This is a genomic window from Salmonella sp. 32100201201700099SM, assembly GCF_017572645.1.
Taxonomy (GTDB): Bacteria; Pseudomonadota; Gammaproteobacteria; order Enterobacterales; family Enterobacteriaceae; genus Salmonella; species Salmonella enterica.
Genome location: NZ_JAGERQ010000008.1, coordinates 210,803 through 229,844, shown reverse-complemented (window position 1 = coordinate 229,844; position 19,042 = coordinate 210,803). Strand labels below are relative to the sequence as shown.

Below are 19,042 nucleotides of genomic sequence, written 5' to 3'. Positions count from 1 at the left end.
TTAGCGAATAACTTCAACATTATGAAAATCAGCGGATTCGGAAAGGTCTGGAGTGTAGCACTACAAATTGCCTTGATCGATATAAACGATCAATAATGTAATCTTTGATAGTTTAAAGTTATTGTTTGCGCGTTAATTGATCGTTGTTACCGATCAATTTTTATTGCTGATTGCTAAGTGGTTTGGGACAAAAACGGGACACACAAAGCTTTGCATCGGCTTGCAAGGCTTTGCATGTTTTTCGAAGATGGGACGTGTGAGCGCAGGTATGACGCGGTATGTTGTTGACTTAAAAGGTAGTTCTTATAATTCGTAATGCGAAGGTCGTAGGTTCGACTCCTATTATCGGCACCATTTCAATCAAGCGGTTACAAACTTTCCTTTCATAACAATCTTCTCATTTTCTTTCTCGCGTACTTGTTTGGCATGGTATGGATGCCTGTGAGGACGTCAGTCCGGAAAGCATTCGTTCTGCATGGTATGCCTTTCGCTATTCTCAGGGGCGTGAAATGAAAGGGTGAGTTAACAGAAGAACAAGTGAAATGAAAGTTTTCTTTGACGGAGTCTATATAATAATATGAAATTGATAATAATTCTCCTTCTCGCGCTATTCCCGTTATGTTCATCTGCCAGCAATCATTATGCCCTTGTTTTTGAAAATAACACGATACTGCTTGTTTTAAATCTTAAATGTTCTGCCTGTGATTTAAACTGCGCAAATATTCAATATCAGCTTTTCAATAAAGAGATAGAGTCTGTTATTTCAGGGGCTGCCAAGCCTGTGACAACGGGCATCGAAAATAATTTTCGCGGTTATATGATGCGTAATAATAATACGTTCTACACATTAATTGAATCAGATAATGAAAACGTATGGGATATGTCTGTTGAGGAGAAGGGAACTCAACAGAACAAAGATGCCGTGCGAAAAGTAAAATATCAGCTTAATGCTATTTTTGACAATGGTACATGCTGAGTCTGGCTTGCCTCAGGGATACGATTGTATCCCTGAATATTTCCCATCAAAACACAGGAACAAAATCACTCTCACTAATATATTTTTCCAGTATGGCGGTATATTGTCGCCAGTTCCCGGAGTCATTGATTACTGCATAATTTATCGATGCCCCCGGCGTTGGCGAGCGTGTTAGCAGCACATCAAGTGCTGTTTTCGGCGCAACCATGATATCGCCGATACTTTTCTTGTCATCCATCGTTAGTGTTAAACTCATATACCACGAGGTGGGGTTAACTATCCGTATAGTATTCTCTTTAGCAATAAAGCGTAATTTTTTCTCCTCCGCTTCCGTTGGCGCTTTTAATCCGGTCGGGCGAATTAAAATTTTTAGCCGCAAACGAAGCGGTAATACCAGTTTTCGCGGGTGGTTTTTAATGTCCTGGGTGACTGGCGGTATCTGATAAATGTTTAGCCAGAAGAGACTCTCCCGGTCCGTTGCCAGCTGCTGGCGGGAACTCAGGAGCAGGCGAAGCGTTCTCAGTTCTCCTGGCTGCATTTTAAATACCGGCGGCAGCGCCACCAGCGGCGTTTTGCTATTATCCGGAGAGGCGTCAATGTTTCCGGCGTCGGTCCATACCTGTAACAGCATCGGCGTTGTATTATCGTTGGATAATGTCAACGATTGAGCGACATCATCTGAAGCAAAAATAATTCGGGTTCTGTCAATATTAACGGCGGCTTGTGCCGGGCCATACCATCCCGTCAACCCGAGTAGCGTTAATATGACTTTACTGAAAACTAACCACTGCCTGTAATTGCGCATTCACGCTTCCTGCCGTTACTGTTTGTCCGCCGATCGCCTCAAGCGAGGCAGTAAAATCACCGCTGTAGGTTTCTACTGAACCGGATGATACCCGTGTGGTTAAATCTTTATAGCCATACCAGCCTCGGGCGTTGCCAGTGCCTGTCTTGATCCGATCGGGTAACAGGTTAATTGGCGTACCGGCATCGTTATAGATGCGGATACCCACTCCGGAGGCTACGCCAGGTTCGCCATAATGGGTGTCCAGTAGCCACGACAGACCGCCTGCGGATGTGGTTAGCCCCAGGCGACGCGCCGCCGCCACGGCGGTGGGTTGATTAACGACAAACCCCATTGCGACATTAGCGGCGCTGGTGGACGGGAGGGCACTGGACACGGCACCGGACTCACATTCCAGGCTGACGTGGAAAGGCGCCTGGCTATTGCCTCCGGCGGCTAATATGCCGACGGCGACAGGGGGAATTTTCACGATCGCAGGATAATCTGTGATTTTACATAACGCGCCGCGAACATAGGTGACGCTATTATATGTACTCCATGCCCCGGGCCAATAGCTGGGCCAGCCATAATAATCGCTGGCATGATCCAGTCCCGCTTTGATCCGCTCGGTAATCAAGCCTGGGCCTTTAAACGCGATATAACCCCGAGGCTGCGTCCAGGTATCTCGGTCCATTGGATTCTGGTAGGCAAAATATTTTCTTGAGTCAATTTTAAACATCTCATATAGCACGTTGCTAAACGCGCTGGCAGGAATATAAATATATTTGTCATCCTGAAACCAACTGTCTGCGGTAAGTTGGCGTTCTTTCCAGAAACGGCTGTAATATTCGCCGGTACTGAGGTTTGTCATACGGACAGCAACATTACGCTCCACATCATAATAGGCGCCTTCTACTTCGGGAGTAAAAAATGCCCCCGCAAAAGCGCTATCGCCATTTGTCGAATACATCTCATAGAGCTTCCCGGCATCGGCGGTATCGCAGCGGTAAAGTACCTGTTTACTGGAATAGGGCGTTCCGGTGGCGGCCGTCAGGAAGTTACCGATCCCACTGGCCAATAGTGTGCCGGAGGGTTGAAATGTTTCACTATTACTGACGCTAATCACCGTTGGCAAACCGATATTACCCGTATTCGTGTCAAGTGCGCCGATCCAGTTTTGCGCCGTGTAGCCCGCTTTTATCGCCGCGTCAGAGAGCGCGCTCTTATCGGTGACTTTGATACATGACGACCATGTTCCGGCGCTGACAAACAGACTGGTGATAAACAAGAGCGTTCGGAAACTAAAAAGCATTGTGCTATTCCTTCTCGCAGATTTTGTTCAGATAGAGAAACGGTTCTTTGGTGTGAAGATCGAGTTGGTAGGCAACCCGGCAACGCTGGTTTGCCCCTGTTCCCCAGCGCACCAGTAGAGAACCCGACGGATGGGCGATACGGGCATAAATCTGCCCACTCTGGCCGACCATGCCGATGTTTGTGCCTTCACCGTTGAAAACATCAGCGCCCATTGGCGGTATGCCGCCATCCGGCATCTTCACGGAGATCAGCACCGCTTTGCCGCTGATAGTGGCGAAATTGACACGCGCGATGGCGCCGGCATAGGGCACAATCTGCTGACTTCCTCCCGTCAGTTCGGCATCGCTGCGCATCTTACGGGTGTCGAGCGTAACGTTATTGATGCGGTAAGGAGATAACGAAGGCAGAATGGCGTAACCAAAGCGATCAACCACAGCGCCCTGGCCATTTTGTACGATCGCGCCCTGCGCGCCATCGGCATGAATAAGCGCAAAGGTATCGCTGGTATAGGGGCCAGCCGTCAGACCGCCAGGGTGGAGTACCAGGGTGCCGGACGCGCCCAGTCCTTCCTGACGATAGTTATCACCCTGGTCATAGTTGGCGCGAAGTGCGCCAAACCGGGTGTTTTGTTGTAGATTACCGCCAAACGTCGTTGGCGCGCTGCTATCGCTATTACTATTGCGATAACGCTCGTAGCCGCCATAAACCGACCATGACAGGTCGCTGTTTTCACCGCTACTGCCGGTCATGGATACGGTTGAGGAACGGCTTTGACTGGACTGGTTATAATTCATAGCGACAGACGTTCTGTTTTCGCCCCAATCCAGCGGTATAGAGACATTAAACGACATTGTGGTTTCGGTATATTTTTGTCGGCTACTCACGTCCAGTGGTTCGTTAACGCCGTGATAAAAGCGATCGTAATCCCAGGTGGTGCGCTGTCGCGCGATATTCACCCCGTAGCTTATATTCCGCCACTGGTTGCTATACCCCATTTGTAGCTGTGTTATACGCGATTGGTTATTGTAGTAGTCTGCGGTGCTGGCGCTGAGGTTAAGCGTGCCAAGCCGTCCTAACGGCTGGCTTACCGTCGCGGACAGGCGATTGCGTTGATGCAGCGTGTCGGAGTAGTAATCAATCCCCGTTTTTGCTTCCCGGCGTACGCCGAGCACGTCCTGAAGATCGCGAAAGCCGTTGGTTGAATAACGATAAGCCGCCAGTACCAGGTTAGTGCCGGTGGTAAACGTTTTGCTGTAACTGAGTTCTGCGCGCCAGCCTTGTTGGCGCTCGTTATGCTCTGCGCGCGCATTCGACCAGGTGGCGTTAAGGCCGAACGCGCCCATACCGGTGGCCCAGACGCCGCCCGCCAGCCATGCCTGGTAACGCTGCGCAATTCGTGAACCGAGGTTGAGGGTAATGGTGTTATTAACGCCGTGCTGGAACGTTCCCTCAAAGAAACGATTTTCAATATCGTAGTACTGACGAACCCTGCCGAAGGCCAGCGAATAGTGCCAGTTACCGGGACGTACCGAATCCGGCACGGAAGAATAAGGCACGGTGAAACGTGAGGTTTTACCGCTGGCCTCGATAACCTCTACCTCCAGATCGCCTTGATAACGGGTGTTGTACAGATCGTCAATATAAAATGGGCCCGGCGGAACGTTGGTTTCATAAATCACTTTCCCCAGTTGTTTTACTACCACGTGCGCGCTACTGGCCGCTACGCCCCGAACTTCCGGCGCATAACCGCGTTTGCCCTGAGGGCGCATCCGCTCGTCGGTGACAAGCTTAACTCCGTTAAAGGACAGACTGCCGAATAAGCTGGAGTCCGTATAGCTATCGCCCAGCGACAGGATACTGTTAATAGATGCGACAGGTCTTTGCACCCAGGTTCGAACGCTATTATAGCGCCAGGCGCTTCCGCTCTGGTTGCTATTGGCATAGCGCAGATTACTTTGATGACGGACCTGCCAAAGTCCGAGGTTAACGCCCATGTTTAAACCGCTCCATAAGTATTGGTAGCGATAATGGCTGTCGGTATTTTCGGTGTGGGTCCAGTTTGTGTTATGGCGTAAAAACAGCGCCAGCGCGCCGCTATCCCACTCTGAAGGGGAGATATAACCGCGCGGTTTGTGCGTAAGTTCGGTCATTGGAATCGTCAGCAACAGGCGAAGCGTGGCGCTATCAAATTGCCAGCCGGCATGAGGTACCCACTCCCTGAGCGGGCGACACTCGGTCGCAGCGTCGGTCTCGGGGAGTGATTTTATTTGTGCCGCTTTCATCACCGATAAGGGCAGGCAGGGTTCAGCCTGTTGACCCTCTTTTACAGCATTAAATCGAATATTAGTGCTCGCTGTTACCAGCGTGCCATTAACGTAAACGTCGGCAAGATAGTCTCCGGAAGGCGTTTGCTGTTCATTAAAACGGGCAATATTTTGTCCGTAAGTGGCCCCCTGAAGTAGCGCAGGATCAAAATAATACTCTTCACCCTGCGCGGAGCCTGAGCAAACTATGGCGATCAATAGCGCAAGGCTTTTGCGGTTCAAATTAATGGTGGGGGACATCGTAGCTCTCGCTTATCCTTGCGCCCAGGTCGTTAACCAAAGTAACGGTGACTGTACCGGAGAAGGATTTGAGTGACCGTTTGCCCGGCAGCCACCAGGTTTGACTGGAGAAAGGGGCAATCATGTCAGCATCCAGGTTATACGAAGCGCCGTTCACTTTTACATTCAGGTTACTTAAAGAGGCAAACCAGGGCTGCGGATTAACAATAACAATACCGCTTTTTCCGGAACCCTTATTTACCGTTTTAATCTGTAGTTTTTTCGCCAGATTATCAGGTTTACCTAGCCCGTCAGGACGATAGAAAAGTTTTATTCTTGAGCGCAGCATCACCAACATTTTATTTTGCCCGCTGTCGCTGCCAATATTCGTTGGTGGTACCTGTAATACGTTAAACCAGAATACTGATTCACGATCCTGCGGCAATTTTTTTGTGTTGTTATAAATTACGCGTACCACCTGGCCTGCTTTGGGTTGAATACGAAATACTGGCGGCGTGGCAATAAACGGCATCGCGCTGCTATTTTCCGGGCTGGTATTCATATCGCCATCATCAAACCAGGTTTGTACGATATAAGGTATTGCATCATTATTTTTTAACTGCACATCTACGGAGGAGGCTGTTGATGGGTAAATTATTCGGCTACCCAAAATAGTAACGCTCGCCCACGATGCTGTGGCGGGTAGGGCCAGGAATAGAAAAACTATTAAGTAATATAATGCGGAATGTCGGGTATCCATTTTCATCTCAACAACTCCCTGGCGATTGAAAATGGTCTGGCGTTTCAACGCCAGACCGTAGCGACAATTATTTATACGAAACGGCGTATTGAAGGGTGGCAGCGACTGTCCCAGCCTCTGCTTTCCCGGTAGAGTAATACCGCGCGGTATAAGTCGCGCTCGCTTCAGAAGCATTTGGTTCCAGCTGTAGGTCGCCGTCGCCAGTAAAGCCGCCGGTCAGATTGATTGGCTCCCCTGAAGTGTCGAGTAATTGGACTTCAACATTTTTCGCGCTGCCAGTATTACCCAGGTTACCGTTACTGGTGACCTGATTACCAACAAAGACAGTGGAAATTTTTGTTGTTTTGTCCTTAGAGCCGGTACACCCGGACAGCCCAATATCAAACGTTATTGGCCCCGCGGTTTTCCCTTGTTCTGATAACTCTTTAGTACTTACTGTTGGCAATAACACGACGGGTTTAGCCTGATTACCATTAATCACGACAGAGCACGTTTCATCAGAGACTTCCCCTTGAAAGGTGATGGTGTTATCAGAAACAGCCATCGCGCTGCTGGAGACAAGAAGCGAGCCTGTGATCATTGCTAAATATTTTTTCATAGACATATAATAATGTTCCTGTATTAATCTTTACTTTTTCAGGACGAGTGTAATTCGCCCGAATGTTTCGTGCTTATGGAGGAGTGGTAAAAATAACGATCATTAACTCTATTTTTGGATGTGAGCTATACCCTCCTGACTATTGATAATGCGATATAAAACAAACAGACTTATTTCTCTTATCATGAAATAGAGCGATAAGCGCTTTCGTCCATACATCTCATTAGTACAACTGATAGTGTTATCATTTGATTGAGTGTAATCCGATAACAATTCTCTCCGCGTCTGAATAGATAGACTATGTTGCAATACAAACCTGCACATTTTTGCTATGTAAAATCCGCATCAGTTAAACCTCCCGATGGATAATACGATGGTGAGATTAAGGTAAATTTTCTGAAATGTGCTTCTGAAACAGTATAATTAGTCTTACTTTTTTCTTACTTTTGGCCTTTCAGAAGTTTCCTGAGTTTGCGTTAAGGTAAAGAAAAGTGTTCAGATTTACCTATAACTGTTTGATTTGTAATGTGCAGGTAATACTTGTGTCAATTATTGTTTACTATAAGTGAGACTTATAAGTTAAACTCAGGTTAATTAGGGGGCTGAATTCTTTTTTGAGCATGATAATATGTCGTCTGAATGATGGATGCAGTTACCTTTAGGATTGTCATGAATGAAAGCATATTTTTACTTGATAAGCGTGTTGTATTTGATAGTACGAAGATGACCTTATCGCATGGTAATGAGATAATCAGAATATCAGAAGCTGAGACCCATCTGCTTCTTGCTTTTTGGCATGGTCTTTACAAAAAAGAAGATATTATTCATTTTGTTTGGGAAAATCGTGGAGGCTGCGTCTCAGAATCAAGTTACTATAAACTCATTAATCAAATGAGAAATGATTTTAGTAGCATCGGTCTACAGTCATCTGACATCGTAACTCGTCCTCGGGTGGGGGTGTCGCTGTCTGTTGCCATTGAACCTATAAAAAAAATCACCTCCCTAAAGGTGAGTGATGAAAACGTTAAAGGCACCCCGACTCGGGAGAACATATTTTACAAAATTAAACGTCACAGCGTATTTGTGGTATTAACAGGAGCCATTCTTCTGGCATTGCTCTATGGTGTATTTACTATATATAAAGCGCCTGTTCGTAACAGCCCTGATAGTTTTTTTACATATCTTGGTGAATATAACGATTATGCAATCTATAAAACAAAAGAGGATAAGGTCACATTAAGTGAAGTAGTTTTTGCTTTTAACTCTCTAAAAATTAAAATTTACCGGCAAAATGGACGCCATCTTTATTATATCAGGGAGCCAAATATGAATATTTTTCTGCAATGCTTAAATCCTGTTGAAATGGCGGTGCCAAAATGTATTACAGTAAAAGAACGTTACTGATTATATTTGTAATATTTATCGCCATTGTCGCAATCGGATCGGTAATAGCGCTTGAGTGGGTAAATCGTGACTCTTATAGAACCAATAATCTTATATGCACGACAAAATCAGAAGCGTATATTGAACCACGAAAATTGTACATGGATGGTGGACTTGTGCTGGATCTTAAATCCGGCAGGATTACCCTACACTACGATGTTACTACCGATACGAAAGAGAAGCGGCTTTTTTTTCGTGACATCTGCATCAGCAAACTGCGCAGAACGGGTATGAAAACATTTACTTTTAAAGTCAATTCAGTTAAGACCTTTGAGTCTGATACTGCTGGCGATTTATTTTCCTGGTTGAGGTTGTTACAACCCGGTACGATTAATGAGCTAAAGATGGTCAAAATTGGGAAAAACACCTACATGTTTTCGCTTAATCGGCATTTGTATAATGTGTGTACCACCAGTAGTAACGTTGAGTTGTAGCTAATAATCCCTGTATTGATGGGAATTCGTTCCGTGATGGTTATGCCTCATCAGGCAGCGAACCTGGCATCTGGCTAACATATTGAATTTAGATATCTGCTATCGCTTATTTTAACGATAGTATCCTGCACCTGTTGGATATTGATATTTTCTTGTCTATTTTCGGCACAGGGAGTGCCATCTTGCTATCATTAAGAACGTATAATCTATCTCTCAATATTGCTTTTCTCTATTAATGTTACTTTAGTTATCCTATAAAAGCGTACAGTGGCAAAAGGAAGGCCGGTAAGAGGGCAATGTTTTGAAAGTAAGAAAGCTATTTCTGATGTTGTTTATTGCCGTTCCACTGATCGTAATGATATTGGTGGGGTTACTCGCGGGTATCTTCCAGCTAAAACGAGATATCGCCGTCAGCGCCAATACGCTGCTGCGGTTTAGCGCGGATATATCCGCCGCCTCCTGGCAAGTCGCCGGAAAAGCCGCCAGACTGGCTGAGAGTTCCTGCACTGACACGCTGAAAGAACTGTCCAGAACGCGGGCCTTCACTCCTTATGTCCGTGACATTGGATTTCTGGAAAATGGTGATATCACTTGCTCCTTTGTCACAGGAACCGAACGCTATCATTTTTCCCGGCTGGCAGGGCTTTCTTTACCTGCTTCTTATCCGGAACGGTGGTTGCGATCTATCGGTAGTATGGCCGAAGGACCCGATCGCCTTGTTGTGGTTTATGTGAAAAAAGTAGCAGCGAATAAAGCGGCCTTCGTCATTGTGGATTCGCAGTATGTCCAGGAGCTCATGGAGATATTGGCAGCAGAGAGAGCATCAGCCTTTAGCCTGACATTCGGCGCAGGGGAGGCGATTACCAGCGCTGCGACGTTGCGCGGTAAGGCGTTTTTAACGCAGCGCTTCACCTCAACCGATCACACTATCCAGCTGATGGTGCGAACCCCTTTCTCAACGTTATCGGCATACTGGTTACAAAACCTTTTTATTTTTGTTCCGCTGTCATTGTGTTTTTCTGTAGGGATGATGTTGTTCTACAGGCGCTGGTATTTAAAACGTTTATCTCTGGCCCGGGAGATTGCCAGGGGAATAACGCACAATGAGTTTACGGTACATTATCAACCTGTTTTTAACGTTAAACACGGTGGTTGCGGCGGCGTGGAGGCGCTAATGCGCTGGCCGCAACCGGATGGCCGTTTTATAACTCCCGATATTTTTATTACCGCCGCAGAAAATGAAGGCATGATTATTCCACTCTCTCGTCATCTGTTCGAACTGATTGCTCATGACGTGATAAACTGGACTGTACCGGATGATTTCTATATCAGCGTAAATATATCGCCTGCGCATCTTATGGATGACGGTTTTATACAAGATATAGAGGCGCTCAGGACTCGTTTGGGAACGATAACGCTTATGTTGGAGCTCACCGAACGTAGCCTGATTGTAGAACCTTCACAGGTCGCGGAAAAACTTTCAACGCTCCGTGAAAAAGGCGTGTTAATAGCGATTGATGATTTTGGGACCGGCTATTGCTCCCTCTCCTATCTCCAGCAATTACCTGTAGACTATCTTAAAATAGACAGAACGTTTATCGATACCATTGATACCAGCAGCGATGATGTTCCTGTCCTGGATACTATCATTACGCTGAGTCAGCGACTGGGACTCAATGTGGTTGCTGAAGGGGTCAGTACCCAGCACCAATTGCGTTACATCTTAAGCCACGGGGTAGGATTCGTTCAGGGATTTCTTTATGCCAGGCCGATGGGGACTAATGACTTTATGAGTTGGCTTGGCAAGTCAGCCCAGCGGCAAAATGGTTTGCTCAAGGGGGAAAGCAGATCCGCGAGCGATCTGGTGGCTGAATAATGCAGGAACTCGCTACGGAAAAAAATTCAATAGCACGATATATCCTGGTAATATGTTTATGCCGTGAAGAAACGTGATAGCACTGGGGCGGATATTTTTATGAGTCAGAACAATTATCTGATTGACAAAAGGGTTATTCTTGATTGTGAACGAATGACGCTTTCCTGCGCCGGAGAGTCGATAACGATATCTGAATCGGAACGCAGTTTGCTTATCGCTTTTTATGAAGGCCTTTTTAAAAAAGATGATTTAATTAACTATGTCTGGGGGCGCAAAGGTGTCGTGGTCTCTGATGCCAGTTATTATAAACTGATTAACCAGCTACGAGGATCATTTGATAAAATTGGTCTTAAGGGGGCGTCTGTTGTGACTCGCCCTCGCGTGGGTGTTTTACTCTCAGTTTCCATTGAACCGTTGAGTGATGAGGCGCAAGATATGCCGTTGCCTGCTGTTGCTGAAACAGAATTATCGACGGTTGAAGTGCGGCGCGATGACACTATTATTCCCCCAATACCGGGCGCTGTGAATAGAAAAGATTGGCTCTACTTTTGCCTGGCCGCGCTTCTGATGTTTTTTATGATTTATAAAGTTAAGGGTGAAAATATTGATTATTTTACCCTCAATGGTTCGTATGATGGATACACTTTTTATAGTGTCGGGCATGATAAAACCCATCTGGCGGATATCATTGAAGCGTACTCTGAGATGAGTAATGAAATACATAAACAAAACGGAAAAATCATTTATTACATTCGCGTTCCTAATACAAATATTTTTGTCTAGTGTCTTAACCAACTTGATATAGCGGAGCCGAAATGCATTTCCATAAAAGAACGTTATTAAGCGTGGCGACGCTTGGTATGTTGGCTGTTTCAGTCGTACTGATGGTAGTTTGGGTACGAAACAGTAACCATAGTTCTATTAATACTAATGAATTTTTATGTACGACAAGAACGGTAACGACGATACAACCTAAAGATATCCATGCCGATGGCAGTCTTGTTCTTGATTTTAAGATGAAGAGAATTACGCTTCAATATGAAATAAAAACAAAAGATAACGGTGTAAAAATATTATACCGGGACGTGTATATGAAAAATTTACATCGAACAGCGCCTGGTGTTTATACGTTCGAAGTATCCCAGGTAAAAGTCTTTGCCACGGATACGGCTGGCGATCTGTTATCACATTTACGGGTTCTGCATCCGGAAGCGGCTAATGAGATTCGAATATCTAAAGTGGGTGAGAAAACCTTTTTCTATTCTCTTAATCGGCAGCTTTATAACGTTTGTACCGCGCAGTAGATCTGAATGTTGTCTGAATGCGTCAGAAAGCGAGTTGCGAAATTGCCCTCCGCAAGGGTAAAGGTTAACTCGATCACCAGTTAAAGTACATTAAAAACAATGGGTTATGTATTTTTACTCTTCAGGGAGGTGACTGATACTCGCTGATAACCTCTCGCAGTCCGCCTGACGGATGCGATGCCAGGATCGGGTCTGAAGCAACTATGAATCCGCTATTAATAAAAAAGTAAGAACTCTGTAAGACTGATTTCATATCCATTATCGAATATATCAGGTTATATTACTTCCGCAGTTGGCATGACTGGTAATAAGCGCATTAGGTGCTCTTAATCTAAATGCTATTTGTGTGCCATAAGTTCCGGTACCGCCTTAATTATATATCAAAAATGGAGTGGTTTTAATGAAAAGACGGTCTTCGTTCCTTGTTTTTTTAGGTTTATTATTAGCGTCACCTTTAGCTTTGGCTAACGATCAGCACACCGTATCGTTTGGTTATGCACAAACTCATCTCAGTTCATTGAAAAATAGTGATAGCAAAGATCTGCGAGGCTTTAATTTTAAATATCGTTACGAGTTCAATGAGACCTGGGGGATGTTAGGATCATTCACCGCGACGCGCAATGAAATGGAGAACTACACCTGGAAAGAGGGGAAATTGCATAAAAATGGTTCCGATTCTGTAGACTATGGTTCTTTGATGTTTGGACCAACATATCGTTTTAATGACTATGTGAGCCTGTACGGCAATGCGGGTATAGCGACGATGAAATTTAATAAACACTCAAAAGAAGACTCCTTTGCCTACGGCGCTGGCGTAATATTTAATCCAGTTAAGAGTATATCTATCGATGCATCATGGGAAGCCAGTCGTTTCTTCGCTGTGGATACCAATACATTTGGTGTCAGCGTAGGTTATCGCTTCTGACATTAAAATTATAAGCGTTACGTTTATGGCAAGGAATTAAAAATAATATGGCGCTGCTACAGAATAGGGATGGTTATAAGCGCTCAGGTAATCTTAAGAGGAAGATAAAACACTCACCGTAGCGTTATTCTATTGATGAAATTATGATAAATTCACTATCGGAACAACTTCCGTTAAAAACGATAGGTATAGTTTTAACGGATGATTATTATACTTATTTAGGCATCGCTTCACTCTTTGAGGATGGGAAGTGCTTTATGTTCCCACTCAATGGAGAATATAATTCGTGTCAGATATCAGCTAGCGAAGATATCATAATTATTATTGATGGACGAGTTTTGATTCAGGGGGTCTGGAAAGGTTTTAAGGCGCTCATGCAGCATTATCCGCATGCTCGTCGAATCTGGCTCACGCGCAGAGATATTGGAAAACTTTATCCACATGGCTGCGATAGAGATCCTGATATCGATCCCGATTTGGCAAAGCCTGTTTTTATTGAGCATTTCATTAAATACGCTTGTGCAAACGATGTAGCGGTCGGTGAAATTGCGCCGTTGACAAAAAAGGAGGAAGAGTTGTTATGGCACTTTTTATATAAAAAGTCGATGAGTCAGATCGCCAGTAGCTATGGCATTAGTCGTAAGACTTTGTACATTCATAGATTGCGTATCTGTCGTAAATATGGCTTCAAGCGCTTTTTCCATTTGCTATTTATTTACCAAAGAAGTCGCCATATCTTCGCATCTAAAATTTGCCGTGTAGACAAAAACGCCGATCAGGCTTGAAGCAAACAAGATGAAAAAGTTAACGATGAGAGAGTGTGAAAGCATCAATCCTACTATGCTGCTTGCCATTAAGATACTTATCTCGGCGCTTGACGAAAAAACAAAAATAAGACTCAGAGAGCATATTGAAAAAACTGAACAAGAAATAGCCTCAAGCATACATGATAGCATCATGACAGAGACTTTTCTTCAGCAAATGAAAGACATTCGTTACATCTTAAATATAGTTCCTTGACGGCGTTCAGAAGCAAGAACGCGTTATTATTTAATGATTAATAGACCAGGTATTAGTATGAAAAAGATCTTAGTATGTTTCGTCGGCTTGGCTTTAACCGCATGTAGCGCTAATTCGTTGAATTATGGCGCTGAACAGGTACGGGTGATGACCAGCGAGCCAGGTAAGGAATGCAGCTACTTAGGGGATATCACGGGCAGCCAGGGGAATTTCTTTACCGGTGGCTGGACTTCCAACAGTAACCTGGAAACGGGTGCCCGTAACGATCTGAAAAACAAAGCTTATAAAATGGGCGGAAATACGGTAGTCCTGTTAACCCAGCGTGCAGGCCAGACAGGAAGTTCATGGCACGGTTCTGGCTCAAGCAAACAAACGAATGTCACGTTAAGCGGGAACGTTTATCGTTGCCCTCGTTAACCTTATTTTGCAGGCAATATATGCCTGTTTAGCGCGCGCGCCGCACTGGCGACGCGCGCGCTATTTGGGCTAACCTTGCTTTTTCTCGCTGTATTCCCGCCAACCGCCGCCTAATGCTTTATACAGATTAATGATATTCAGCTGTTGCATGAGCCGTGTGCGCACCAGACGCTGCTGCGCGCCATAAAGCATACGATGGGTATCAAGCAGCGTAAGGTAGTCATCGACGCCTTCCTGAAAACGGAGTCCGGCCAGCTCATAGGCGATTTGGCTGGCTTCAACCGCGCGTTGTTCTGATTGCACCTGGTCATTCAGCGTACGTTGTCCCGCCAGACCATCCGCCACGTCGCGAAAGGCTTGCTGAATAACGTTTTCATACCTGGCGATTTCAATCTGTTTTTGGACATGCGCCCTATCCAGGTCAGCGCGTAATGCGCCGCCGTGAAAGAGAGGCAAGGTGATTTGCGGTAGAAAACGCCAGCTTCCCGATCCCGGTTCAAAGAGTCCGCTAAGAGACGCGCTGGCCGTTCCCGCCGTGCCTGTCAGGCTGATGGTCGGGAAGAAGGCGGCGCGCGCTGCGCCTATCCGGGCGTTTGCGCCGCGCAGCCTGTACTCGGAGGCGCGTACCGGAGCGGTGTTGCGCCGTCCTCGTCGTCATGGACTGACAAAGCGTCTGTAAGTCCTGAGATTACGCTTGACCTTCCAACACTGGCAAGGCCCAGACTGGCAACAGTTACCACACAAAAGGAGTTCACCATGCAGTTCCATATTGATGACATGACCTGCGGCGGCTGCGCCAGTACGGTAAAAAAGACGATTCTGACTCTCGATGCTAATGCGACGGTGAGAACTGACCCGGCGACGCGTCTGGTTGACGTTGAAACGTCGCTATCCGCGGAGCAGATTGCCGCCGCCCTGCAAAAGGCCGGTTTCCCGCCGCGCGAAAGGTAATCGTCAATGGCGATCGGTCTGGCGACAGGCCGGTCGCGATACGCTAGCCATGCTTCGCTTTTCTTTGCGTGAGATAATCCCCATAAAAAATGTGACAAATCATGTGTCAGTAAGCTTTGTTAATAATATGTAATGATTTGTCTATTTTTGCTAACATTTTACCTGCTATATACAAAAAGATAACAAATAAGTAGCGCAACGCTACCTTGTTACGTCGCTTTGACGACGGGGGCGCTCCAGCGTTTCGCCGCTTCAAAGCTTGATGTTATTTTTTGATGCAGGACACTACCTATGTACACCCCCCTGAACTGGACGACGACACAACGACATGTGGCGTTTGCCAGCTTTACCAGTTGGATGCTGGATGCGTTTGATTTCTTTATCCTTGTCTTTGTACTTAGCGATCTCGCCGAATGGTTTCACGCTTCCGTATCGGACGTTTCCATTGCGATTATGCTGACCCTGGCGGTACGTCCCATTGGCGCGCTGCTATTTGGCCGAATGGCGGAAAAGTACGGACGTCGACCGATACTGATGCTCAATATTCTGTTCTTTACGGTGTTTGAACTGCTTTCCGCCTGGTCGCCCACCTTCATGGCATTTCTGATTTTTAGGGTCATGTACGGCGTGGCGATGGGCGGGATATGGGGCGTCGCGTCATCACTGGCGATGGAAACCATTCCCGATCGTTCGCGTGGCCTGATGTCGGGCATTTTTCAGGCGGGCTATCCCTGCGGCTATCTGTTCGCCTCGGTTATTTTTGGCCTCTTCTACAGTATGGTAGGCTGGCGCGGCATGTTCCTGATTGGCGCCCTGCCTGTTGTCTTGCTGCCTTATATCTGGTTTAAAGTGCCGGAATCCCCCGTCTGGCTGGCGGCCAGAGCGCGTAAAGAGAATACCGCGCTGCTTCCTGTTCTGCGCAAACAGTGGAAGTTGTGTCTGTATCTGGTGCTGGTCATGGCGTTCTTTAACTTTTTCAGTCACGGCACGCAGGATCTCTATCCTACCTTCCTGAAGATGCAGCATAGTTTTGATCCGCATCTGATCAGTATCATTGCAATTTTTTATAACATTGCCGCCATGCTCGGCGGTATTTTCTACGGTACGCTATCGGAACGTATTGGGCGTAAAAAAGCGATCATGATCGCCGCCTTTCTTGCGCTTCCGGTACTCCCGCTATGGGCATTTTCCAGCGGATCATTCACGATTGGCCTGGGCGCGTTCCTGATGCAGTTTATGGTGCAGGGCGCCTGGGGAGTCGTGCCGACCTGGCTAAACGAGCTGGTTCCGGCGAATGCGCGCGCCGTGCTGCCAGGGTTTGTTTACCAACTCGGTAATTTACTGGCGTCGGTTAATGCGACGTTACAGGCCCGCATCGCGGAAACGCATGGTGGCAATTACGGGTTGGCAATGGCGATCGTGGCTGGCGCGGTGGCTATTTTAATCTGTGTATTTGTGGCATTTGGTCGCGAGACCCGGGGGGTCGTCATCTCCGGTACAGATAGCGACGCCCTCCCGGAGTCGGCCATCGGTCATCGCACGTAAACACTACGCTCCTGGCGCATACTGTCGCCGGGAGCGCTCCTTCCTCCTGTGGTTTTTACGCCCTTTCAACGAACAACAAAGGTTAATGATGGCATCTGCCTTTCGTGACCATTACAATCATCGCTTACTTTTTTCTTTATAAGAAATTGATTGTTGGACCTTAAAATTGTCAACGGAGCGAAGATATCATGTTGAAAGATAACCAAAAACACAACGAGTCTGTTGCCCCGAATAGCGCCTTTCTGTCTGAGTTACAACGTGCATTACCGGAATTTTTTATCGCCGATCGCTATAACGAGCAGGGCGAACTGATCGCGAAAGGCGGATTTGATCTCGCCAAATTTGAGCGCGCGCTGAAAGCGCGTAATATTGATGAGCTGACTAGCGGTTATCAGATTGATTTTATTGGCAAAGATTACGCAAAAAAACAGGCGGGTGAAAAATCCGTTACCGTTATCGTTCCTGACGTGGAACACAATACTCTGGCAGAAAACAAAAACAGCCATAATCTTTTTCTGACCGGGGATAATCTGGATGTTTTACGCCATCTGCAAAATAATTACGCCGATACCGTCGATATGATCTATATCGATCCCCCTTATAACACCGGATCGGACGGGTTTGTCTATCCCGATCATTTTGAATATAGCGATCGGGCGTTGCAGGATATGTTTGGTCTTAATGATACTGAACTAGCACGTTTAAAATCCATTCAGGGTAAATCGACGCACTCCGCGTGGTTATCTTTCATGTATCCGCGTCTTTTCCTGGCCAGGAAGCTCCTGAAAGATACCGGATTTATTTTTATCTCTATCGACGATAATGAGTACGCCAATCTTAAATTAATGATGGATGAGATTTTTGGCGAAGGCGGATTTGTCACCAATGTGATGTGGAAGCGCAAAAAAGAGATTTCTAACGACTCTGATAACGTTTCCATCCAGGGGGAATACATTCTTGTTTATGCCAAAACCGGTCAGGGCGCTTTACGTTTAGAACCGCTTTCTAAAGAGTATATTCAGAAATCCTATAAAGAACCGACCGAACAGTTTCCTGAAGGGAAATGGCGCCCGGTGCCGTTAACGGTGTCAAAAGGGCTGAGCGGCGGCGGCTATACCTATAAAATTACCACGCCGAACGGTACGGTACACGAAAGACTATGGGCTTATCCTGAAGCCAGTTACCAAAAACTGGTGGCCGATAATCTGGTCTATTTTGGCAAAGATAACGGCGGTATTCCCCAGCGAGTCATGTACGCGCATCACAGTAAAGGGCAGCCAACGACCAATTACTGGGATAACGTAGCGTCGAATAAAGAGGGGAAAAAGGAGATTCTGGATCTCTTCGGCGACAACGTTTTTGATACGCCGAAACCGACCGCATTATTGAAGAAAATCATCAAGCTCGCTATCGATAAAGACGGCGTCGTTCTGGACTTTTTTGCCGGTTCCGGCACCACGGCCCATGCGGTAATGGCGCTGAATGAAGAAGATGGGGGGCAGCGCACGTTTATTCTGTGCACTATCGATCAGGCATTAAGCAATAACACTATCGCGAAAAAAGCAGGTTATAACACTATTGATGAAATCAGCCGCGAGCGAATTACACGCGTTGCGGCGAAGATCCGCGCCAACAATCCCGCGACCAATAGCGATCTCGGTTTTAAACATTATCGTTTTGCCACTCCGACACAGCAGACGCTGGACGATCTGGATAGCTTCGATATTGCTACCGGCCATTTTATCAATACCAGCGGTCAACTGGCCGCTTTCACCGAGTCAGGATTTACCGACATGATCAATCCTTTTTCCGCCAGAGGATTGGGCGTGCCGAGCGGCGCAAGCGGCGAAGAGACCTTATTAACGACATGGCTGGTCGCCGATGGTTATAAAATGGATATTGACGTACAGGCCATTGATTTTTCCGGCTATTGCGCTAGGTATGTTGATAATACGCGCCTGTATCTGATTGATGAACGATGGGGAACAGAGCAGACCCGCGATCTTCTCAACCACATTGGTACGCACCAGCTTCCGGTTCAGACCATTGTCATTTACGGCTACTCTTTCGACCTTGAATCCATTCGTGAACTGGAAATCGGCTTAAAACAGCTTGATCAAAAAGTGAACCTGGTGAAGCGTTATTAAGAGGG

At 46.4% G+C, this 19,042-nt stretch carries 17 protein-coding genes and 2 pseudogenes; 13 read left to right on the top strand and 6 right to left on the bottom strand.

The genetic code is table 11. The features are described 5' to 3' along the window. Positions 1 to 577 precede the first annotated feature (577 nt). Positions 578 to 976, top strand: a complete 399-nt coding sequence (locus tag J4685_RS15080; protein ID WP_000766834.1) for a hypothetical protein — start codon at positions 578 to 580, stop codon at positions 974 to 976. Positions 977 to 1,022: 46 nt separating this feature from the next. Here the strand turns inward: J4685_RS15080 and stbE are convergent, their stop codons facing one another. The 5 genes from stbE to J4685_RS15055 form a co-directional block, all read right to left on the bottom strand. Continuing rightward, positions 1,023 to 1,781, bottom strand: coding sequence for a fimbrial biogenesis chaperone StbE (stbE, locus tag J4685_RS15075; protein WP_001247030.1), 759 nt, complete (start codon positions 1,779 to 1,781; stop codon positions 1,023 to 1,025). Next, positions 1,747 to 3,072 (bottom strand): fimbrial usher protein StbD, encoded by a 1,326-nt coding sequence (gene stbD / locus J4685_RS15070; RefSeq protein ID WP_000899087.1) that lies wholly within the window; start codon positions 3,070 to 3,072, stop codon positions 1,747 to 1,749. The genes stbE and stbD overlap by 35 nt, the downstream gene beginning before the upstream one ends. A gap of 4 nt (positions 3,073 to 3,076) precedes the next feature. Further along, on the bottom strand, positions 3,077 to 5,638 hold the full coding sequence (locus tag J4685_RS15065; protein WP_000075325.1) for a fimbrial outer membrane usher protein: 2,562 nt from the start codon (positions 5,636 to 5,638) through the stop codon (positions 3,077 to 3,079). Continuing rightward, a complete protein-coding gene (gene stbB / locus J4685_RS15060) occupies positions 5,622 to 6,383 on the bottom strand; it encodes a fimbrial biogenesis chaperone StbB (RefSeq protein WP_000781485.1) in 762 nt (253 codons plus the stop codon). The genes J4685_RS15065 and stbB overlap by 17 nt, the downstream gene beginning before the upstream one ends. A 61-nt stretch (positions 6,384 to 6,444) precedes the next feature. Beyond that, a complete protein-coding gene (locus J4685_RS15055) occupies positions 6,445 to 6,981 on the bottom strand; it encodes a fimbrial protein (protein ID WP_000062036.1) in 537 nt (178 codons plus the stop codon). Between the two features lie 663 nt (positions 6,982 to 7,644). On the opposite strand from J4685_RS15055, the gene J4685_RS15050 reads away from it, so the two are divergent. The 9 genes and pseudogenes from J4685_RS15050 (at position 7,645) to J4685_RS15010 (ending at position 14,394) form a co-directional block, all read left to right on the top strand. After that, entirely contained in the window at positions 7,645 to 8,379 is a 735-nt protein-coding gene (locus J4685_RS15050; RefSeq protein WP_001005866.1) for a transcriptional regulator, read from the top strand. Beyond that, a pseudogene (locus tag J4685_RS15045) lies at positions 8,352 to 8,652 on the top strand (hypothetical protein). The gene J4685_RS15050 and the pseudogene J4685_RS15045 overlap by 28 nt, the downstream one beginning before the upstream one ends. 501 nt (positions 8,653 to 9,153) lie before the next feature. Continuing rightward, on the top strand, positions 9,154 to 10,728 hold the full coding sequence (locus tag J4685_RS15040; RefSeq protein ID WP_000868292.1) for an EAL domain-containing protein: 1,575 nt from the start codon (positions 9,154 to 9,156) through the stop codon (positions 10,726 to 10,728). Positions 10,729 to 10,827: 99 nt separating this feature from the next. Further along, a complete protein-coding gene (locus tag J4685_RS15035; RefSeq protein ID WP_000081374.1) occupies positions 10,828 to 11,511 on the top strand; it encodes a transcriptional regulator in 684 nt (227 codons plus the stop codon). A 32-nt stretch (positions 11,512 to 11,543) separates the two neighbouring features. Further along, on the top strand, positions 11,544 to 12,032 hold the full coding sequence (locus tag J4685_RS15030; protein ID WP_000545418.1) for a hypothetical protein: 489 nt from the start codon (positions 11,544 to 11,546) through the stop codon (positions 12,030 to 12,032). A 400-nt stretch (positions 12,033 to 12,432) separates the two neighbouring features. Beyond that, positions 12,433 to 12,957 carry an Ail/Lom family outer membrane beta-barrel protein gene (locus tag J4685_RS15025; RefSeq protein ID WP_000830237.1) on the top strand — a complete coding sequence of 175 codons (525 nt, stop codon included), beginning with the start codon at positions 12,433 to 12,435 and terminating at the stop codon, positions 12,955 to 12,957. A gap of 143 nt (positions 12,958 to 13,100) precedes the next feature. Further along, positions 13,101 to 13,742 (top strand): helix-turn-helix transcriptional regulator, encoded by a 642-nt coding sequence (locus J4685_RS15020; RefSeq protein WP_000610819.1) that lies wholly within the window; start codon positions 13,101 to 13,103, stop codon positions 13,740 to 13,742. Between the two features lie 10 nt (positions 13,743 to 13,752). Next, positions 13,753 to 13,977, top strand: coding sequence for a membrane protein (locus tag J4685_RS15015; protein ID WP_000737127.1), 225 nt, complete (start codon positions 13,753 to 13,755; stop codon positions 13,975 to 13,977). Between the two features lie 57 nt (positions 13,978 to 14,034). Beyond that, entirely contained in the window at positions 14,035 to 14,394 is a 360-nt protein-coding gene (locus tag J4685_RS15010) for a DUF4156 domain-containing protein (protein WP_000722978.1), read from the top strand. A gap of 69 nt (positions 14,395 to 14,463) precedes the next feature. Here J4685_RS15010 and mdsC read toward each other — a convergent pair. Then, positions 14,464 to 15,021, bottom strand: a pseudogene (mdsC, locus tag J4685_RS15005) (multidrug efflux transporter outer membrane subunit MdsC); the annotation flags it as partial. A 129-nt stretch (positions 15,022 to 15,150) separates the two neighbouring features. Between mdsC and golB the strand changes: the two are divergent. The 3 genes from golB to J4685_RS14985 all read left to right on the top strand — a co-directional run bounded on the left by golB (position 15,151) and on the right by J4685_RS14985 (position 19,037). Further along, the gene (gene golB / locus J4685_RS14995) at positions 15,151 to 15,345 is read left to right on the top strand and encodes a gold resistance metallochaperone GolB (protein WP_001159470.1); all 195 of its coding nucleotides are present in this window, start codon (positions 15,151 to 15,153) and stop codon (positions 15,343 to 15,345) included. Positions 15,346 to 15,636: 291 nt separating this feature from the next. Further along, positions 15,637 to 16,890 (top strand): MFS transporter, encoded by a 1,254-nt coding sequence (locus tag J4685_RS14990; protein WP_000288506.1) that lies wholly within the window; start codon positions 15,637 to 15,639, stop codon positions 16,888 to 16,890. A gap of 188 nt (positions 16,891 to 17,078) precedes the next feature. Beyond that, entirely contained in the window at positions 17,079 to 19,037 is a 1,959-nt protein-coding gene (locus tag J4685_RS14985; protein ID WP_000910351.1) for a site-specific DNA-methyltransferase, read from the top strand. The last annotated feature ends 5 nt before the right edge of the window (positions 19,038 to 19,042 follow it).

Bases quoted from the DNA above. Each gene is read 5' to 3' on its own strand.
- J4685_RS15080 (WP_000766834.1), top strand. From the start codon at position 578: ATGAAATTGATAATAATTCTCCTTCTCGCGCTATTCCCGTTATGTTCA.
- stbE (WP_001247030.1), bottom strand. From the start codon at position 1,781: ATGCGCAATTACAGGCAGTGGTTAGTTTTCAGTAAAGTCATATTAACG.
- stbD (WP_000899087.1), bottom strand. From the start codon at position 3,072: ATGCTTTTTAGTTTCCGAACGCTCTTGTTTATCACCAGTCTGTTTGTC.
- J4685_RS15065 (WP_000075325.1), bottom strand. From the start codon at position 5,638: ATGTCCCCCACCATTAATTTGAACCGCAAAAGCCTTGCGCTATTGATC.
- stbB (WP_000781485.1), bottom strand. From the start codon at position 6,383: ATGAAAATGGATACCCGACATTCCGCATTATATTACTTAATAGTTTTT.
- J4685_RS15055 (WP_000062036.1), bottom strand. From the start codon at position 6,981: ATGTCTATGAAAAAATATTTAGCAATGATCACAGGCTCGCTTCTTGTC.
- J4685_RS15050 (WP_001005866.1), top strand. From the start codon at position 7,645: ATGAATGAAAGCATATTTTTACTTGATAAGCGTGTTGTATTTGATAGT.
- J4685_RS15035 (WP_000081374.1), top strand. From the start codon at position 10,828: ATGAGTCAGAACAATTATCTGATTGACAAAAGGGTTATTCTTGATTGT.
- J4685_RS15030 (WP_000545418.1), top strand. From the start codon at position 11,544: ATGCATTTCCATAAAAGAACGTTATTAAGCGTGGCGACGCTTGGTATG.
- J4685_RS15025 (WP_000830237.1), top strand. From the start codon at position 12,433: ATGAAAAGACGGTCTTCGTTCCTTGTTTTTTTAGGTTTATTATTAGCG.
- J4685_RS15020 (WP_000610819.1), top strand. From the start codon at position 13,101: ATGATAAATTCACTATCGGAACAACTTCCGTTAAAAACGATAGGTATA.
- J4685_RS15015 (WP_000737127.1), top strand. From the start codon at position 13,753: ATGAAAAAGTTAACGATGAGAGAGTGTGAAAGCATCAATCCTACTATG.
- J4685_RS15010 (WP_000722978.1), top strand. From the start codon at position 14,035: ATGAAAAAGATCTTAGTATGTTTCGTCGGCTTGGCTTTAACCGCATGT.
- golB (WP_001159470.1), top strand. From the start codon at position 15,151: ATGCAGTTCCATATTGATGACATGACCTGCGGCGGCTGCGCCAGTACG.
- J4685_RS14990 (WP_000288506.1), top strand. From the start codon at position 15,637: ATGTACACCCCCCTGAACTGGACGACGACACAACGACATGTGGCGTTT.
- J4685_RS14985 (WP_000910351.1), top strand. From the start codon at position 17,079: ATGTTGAAAGATAACCAAAAACACAACGAGTCTGTTGCCCCGAATAGC.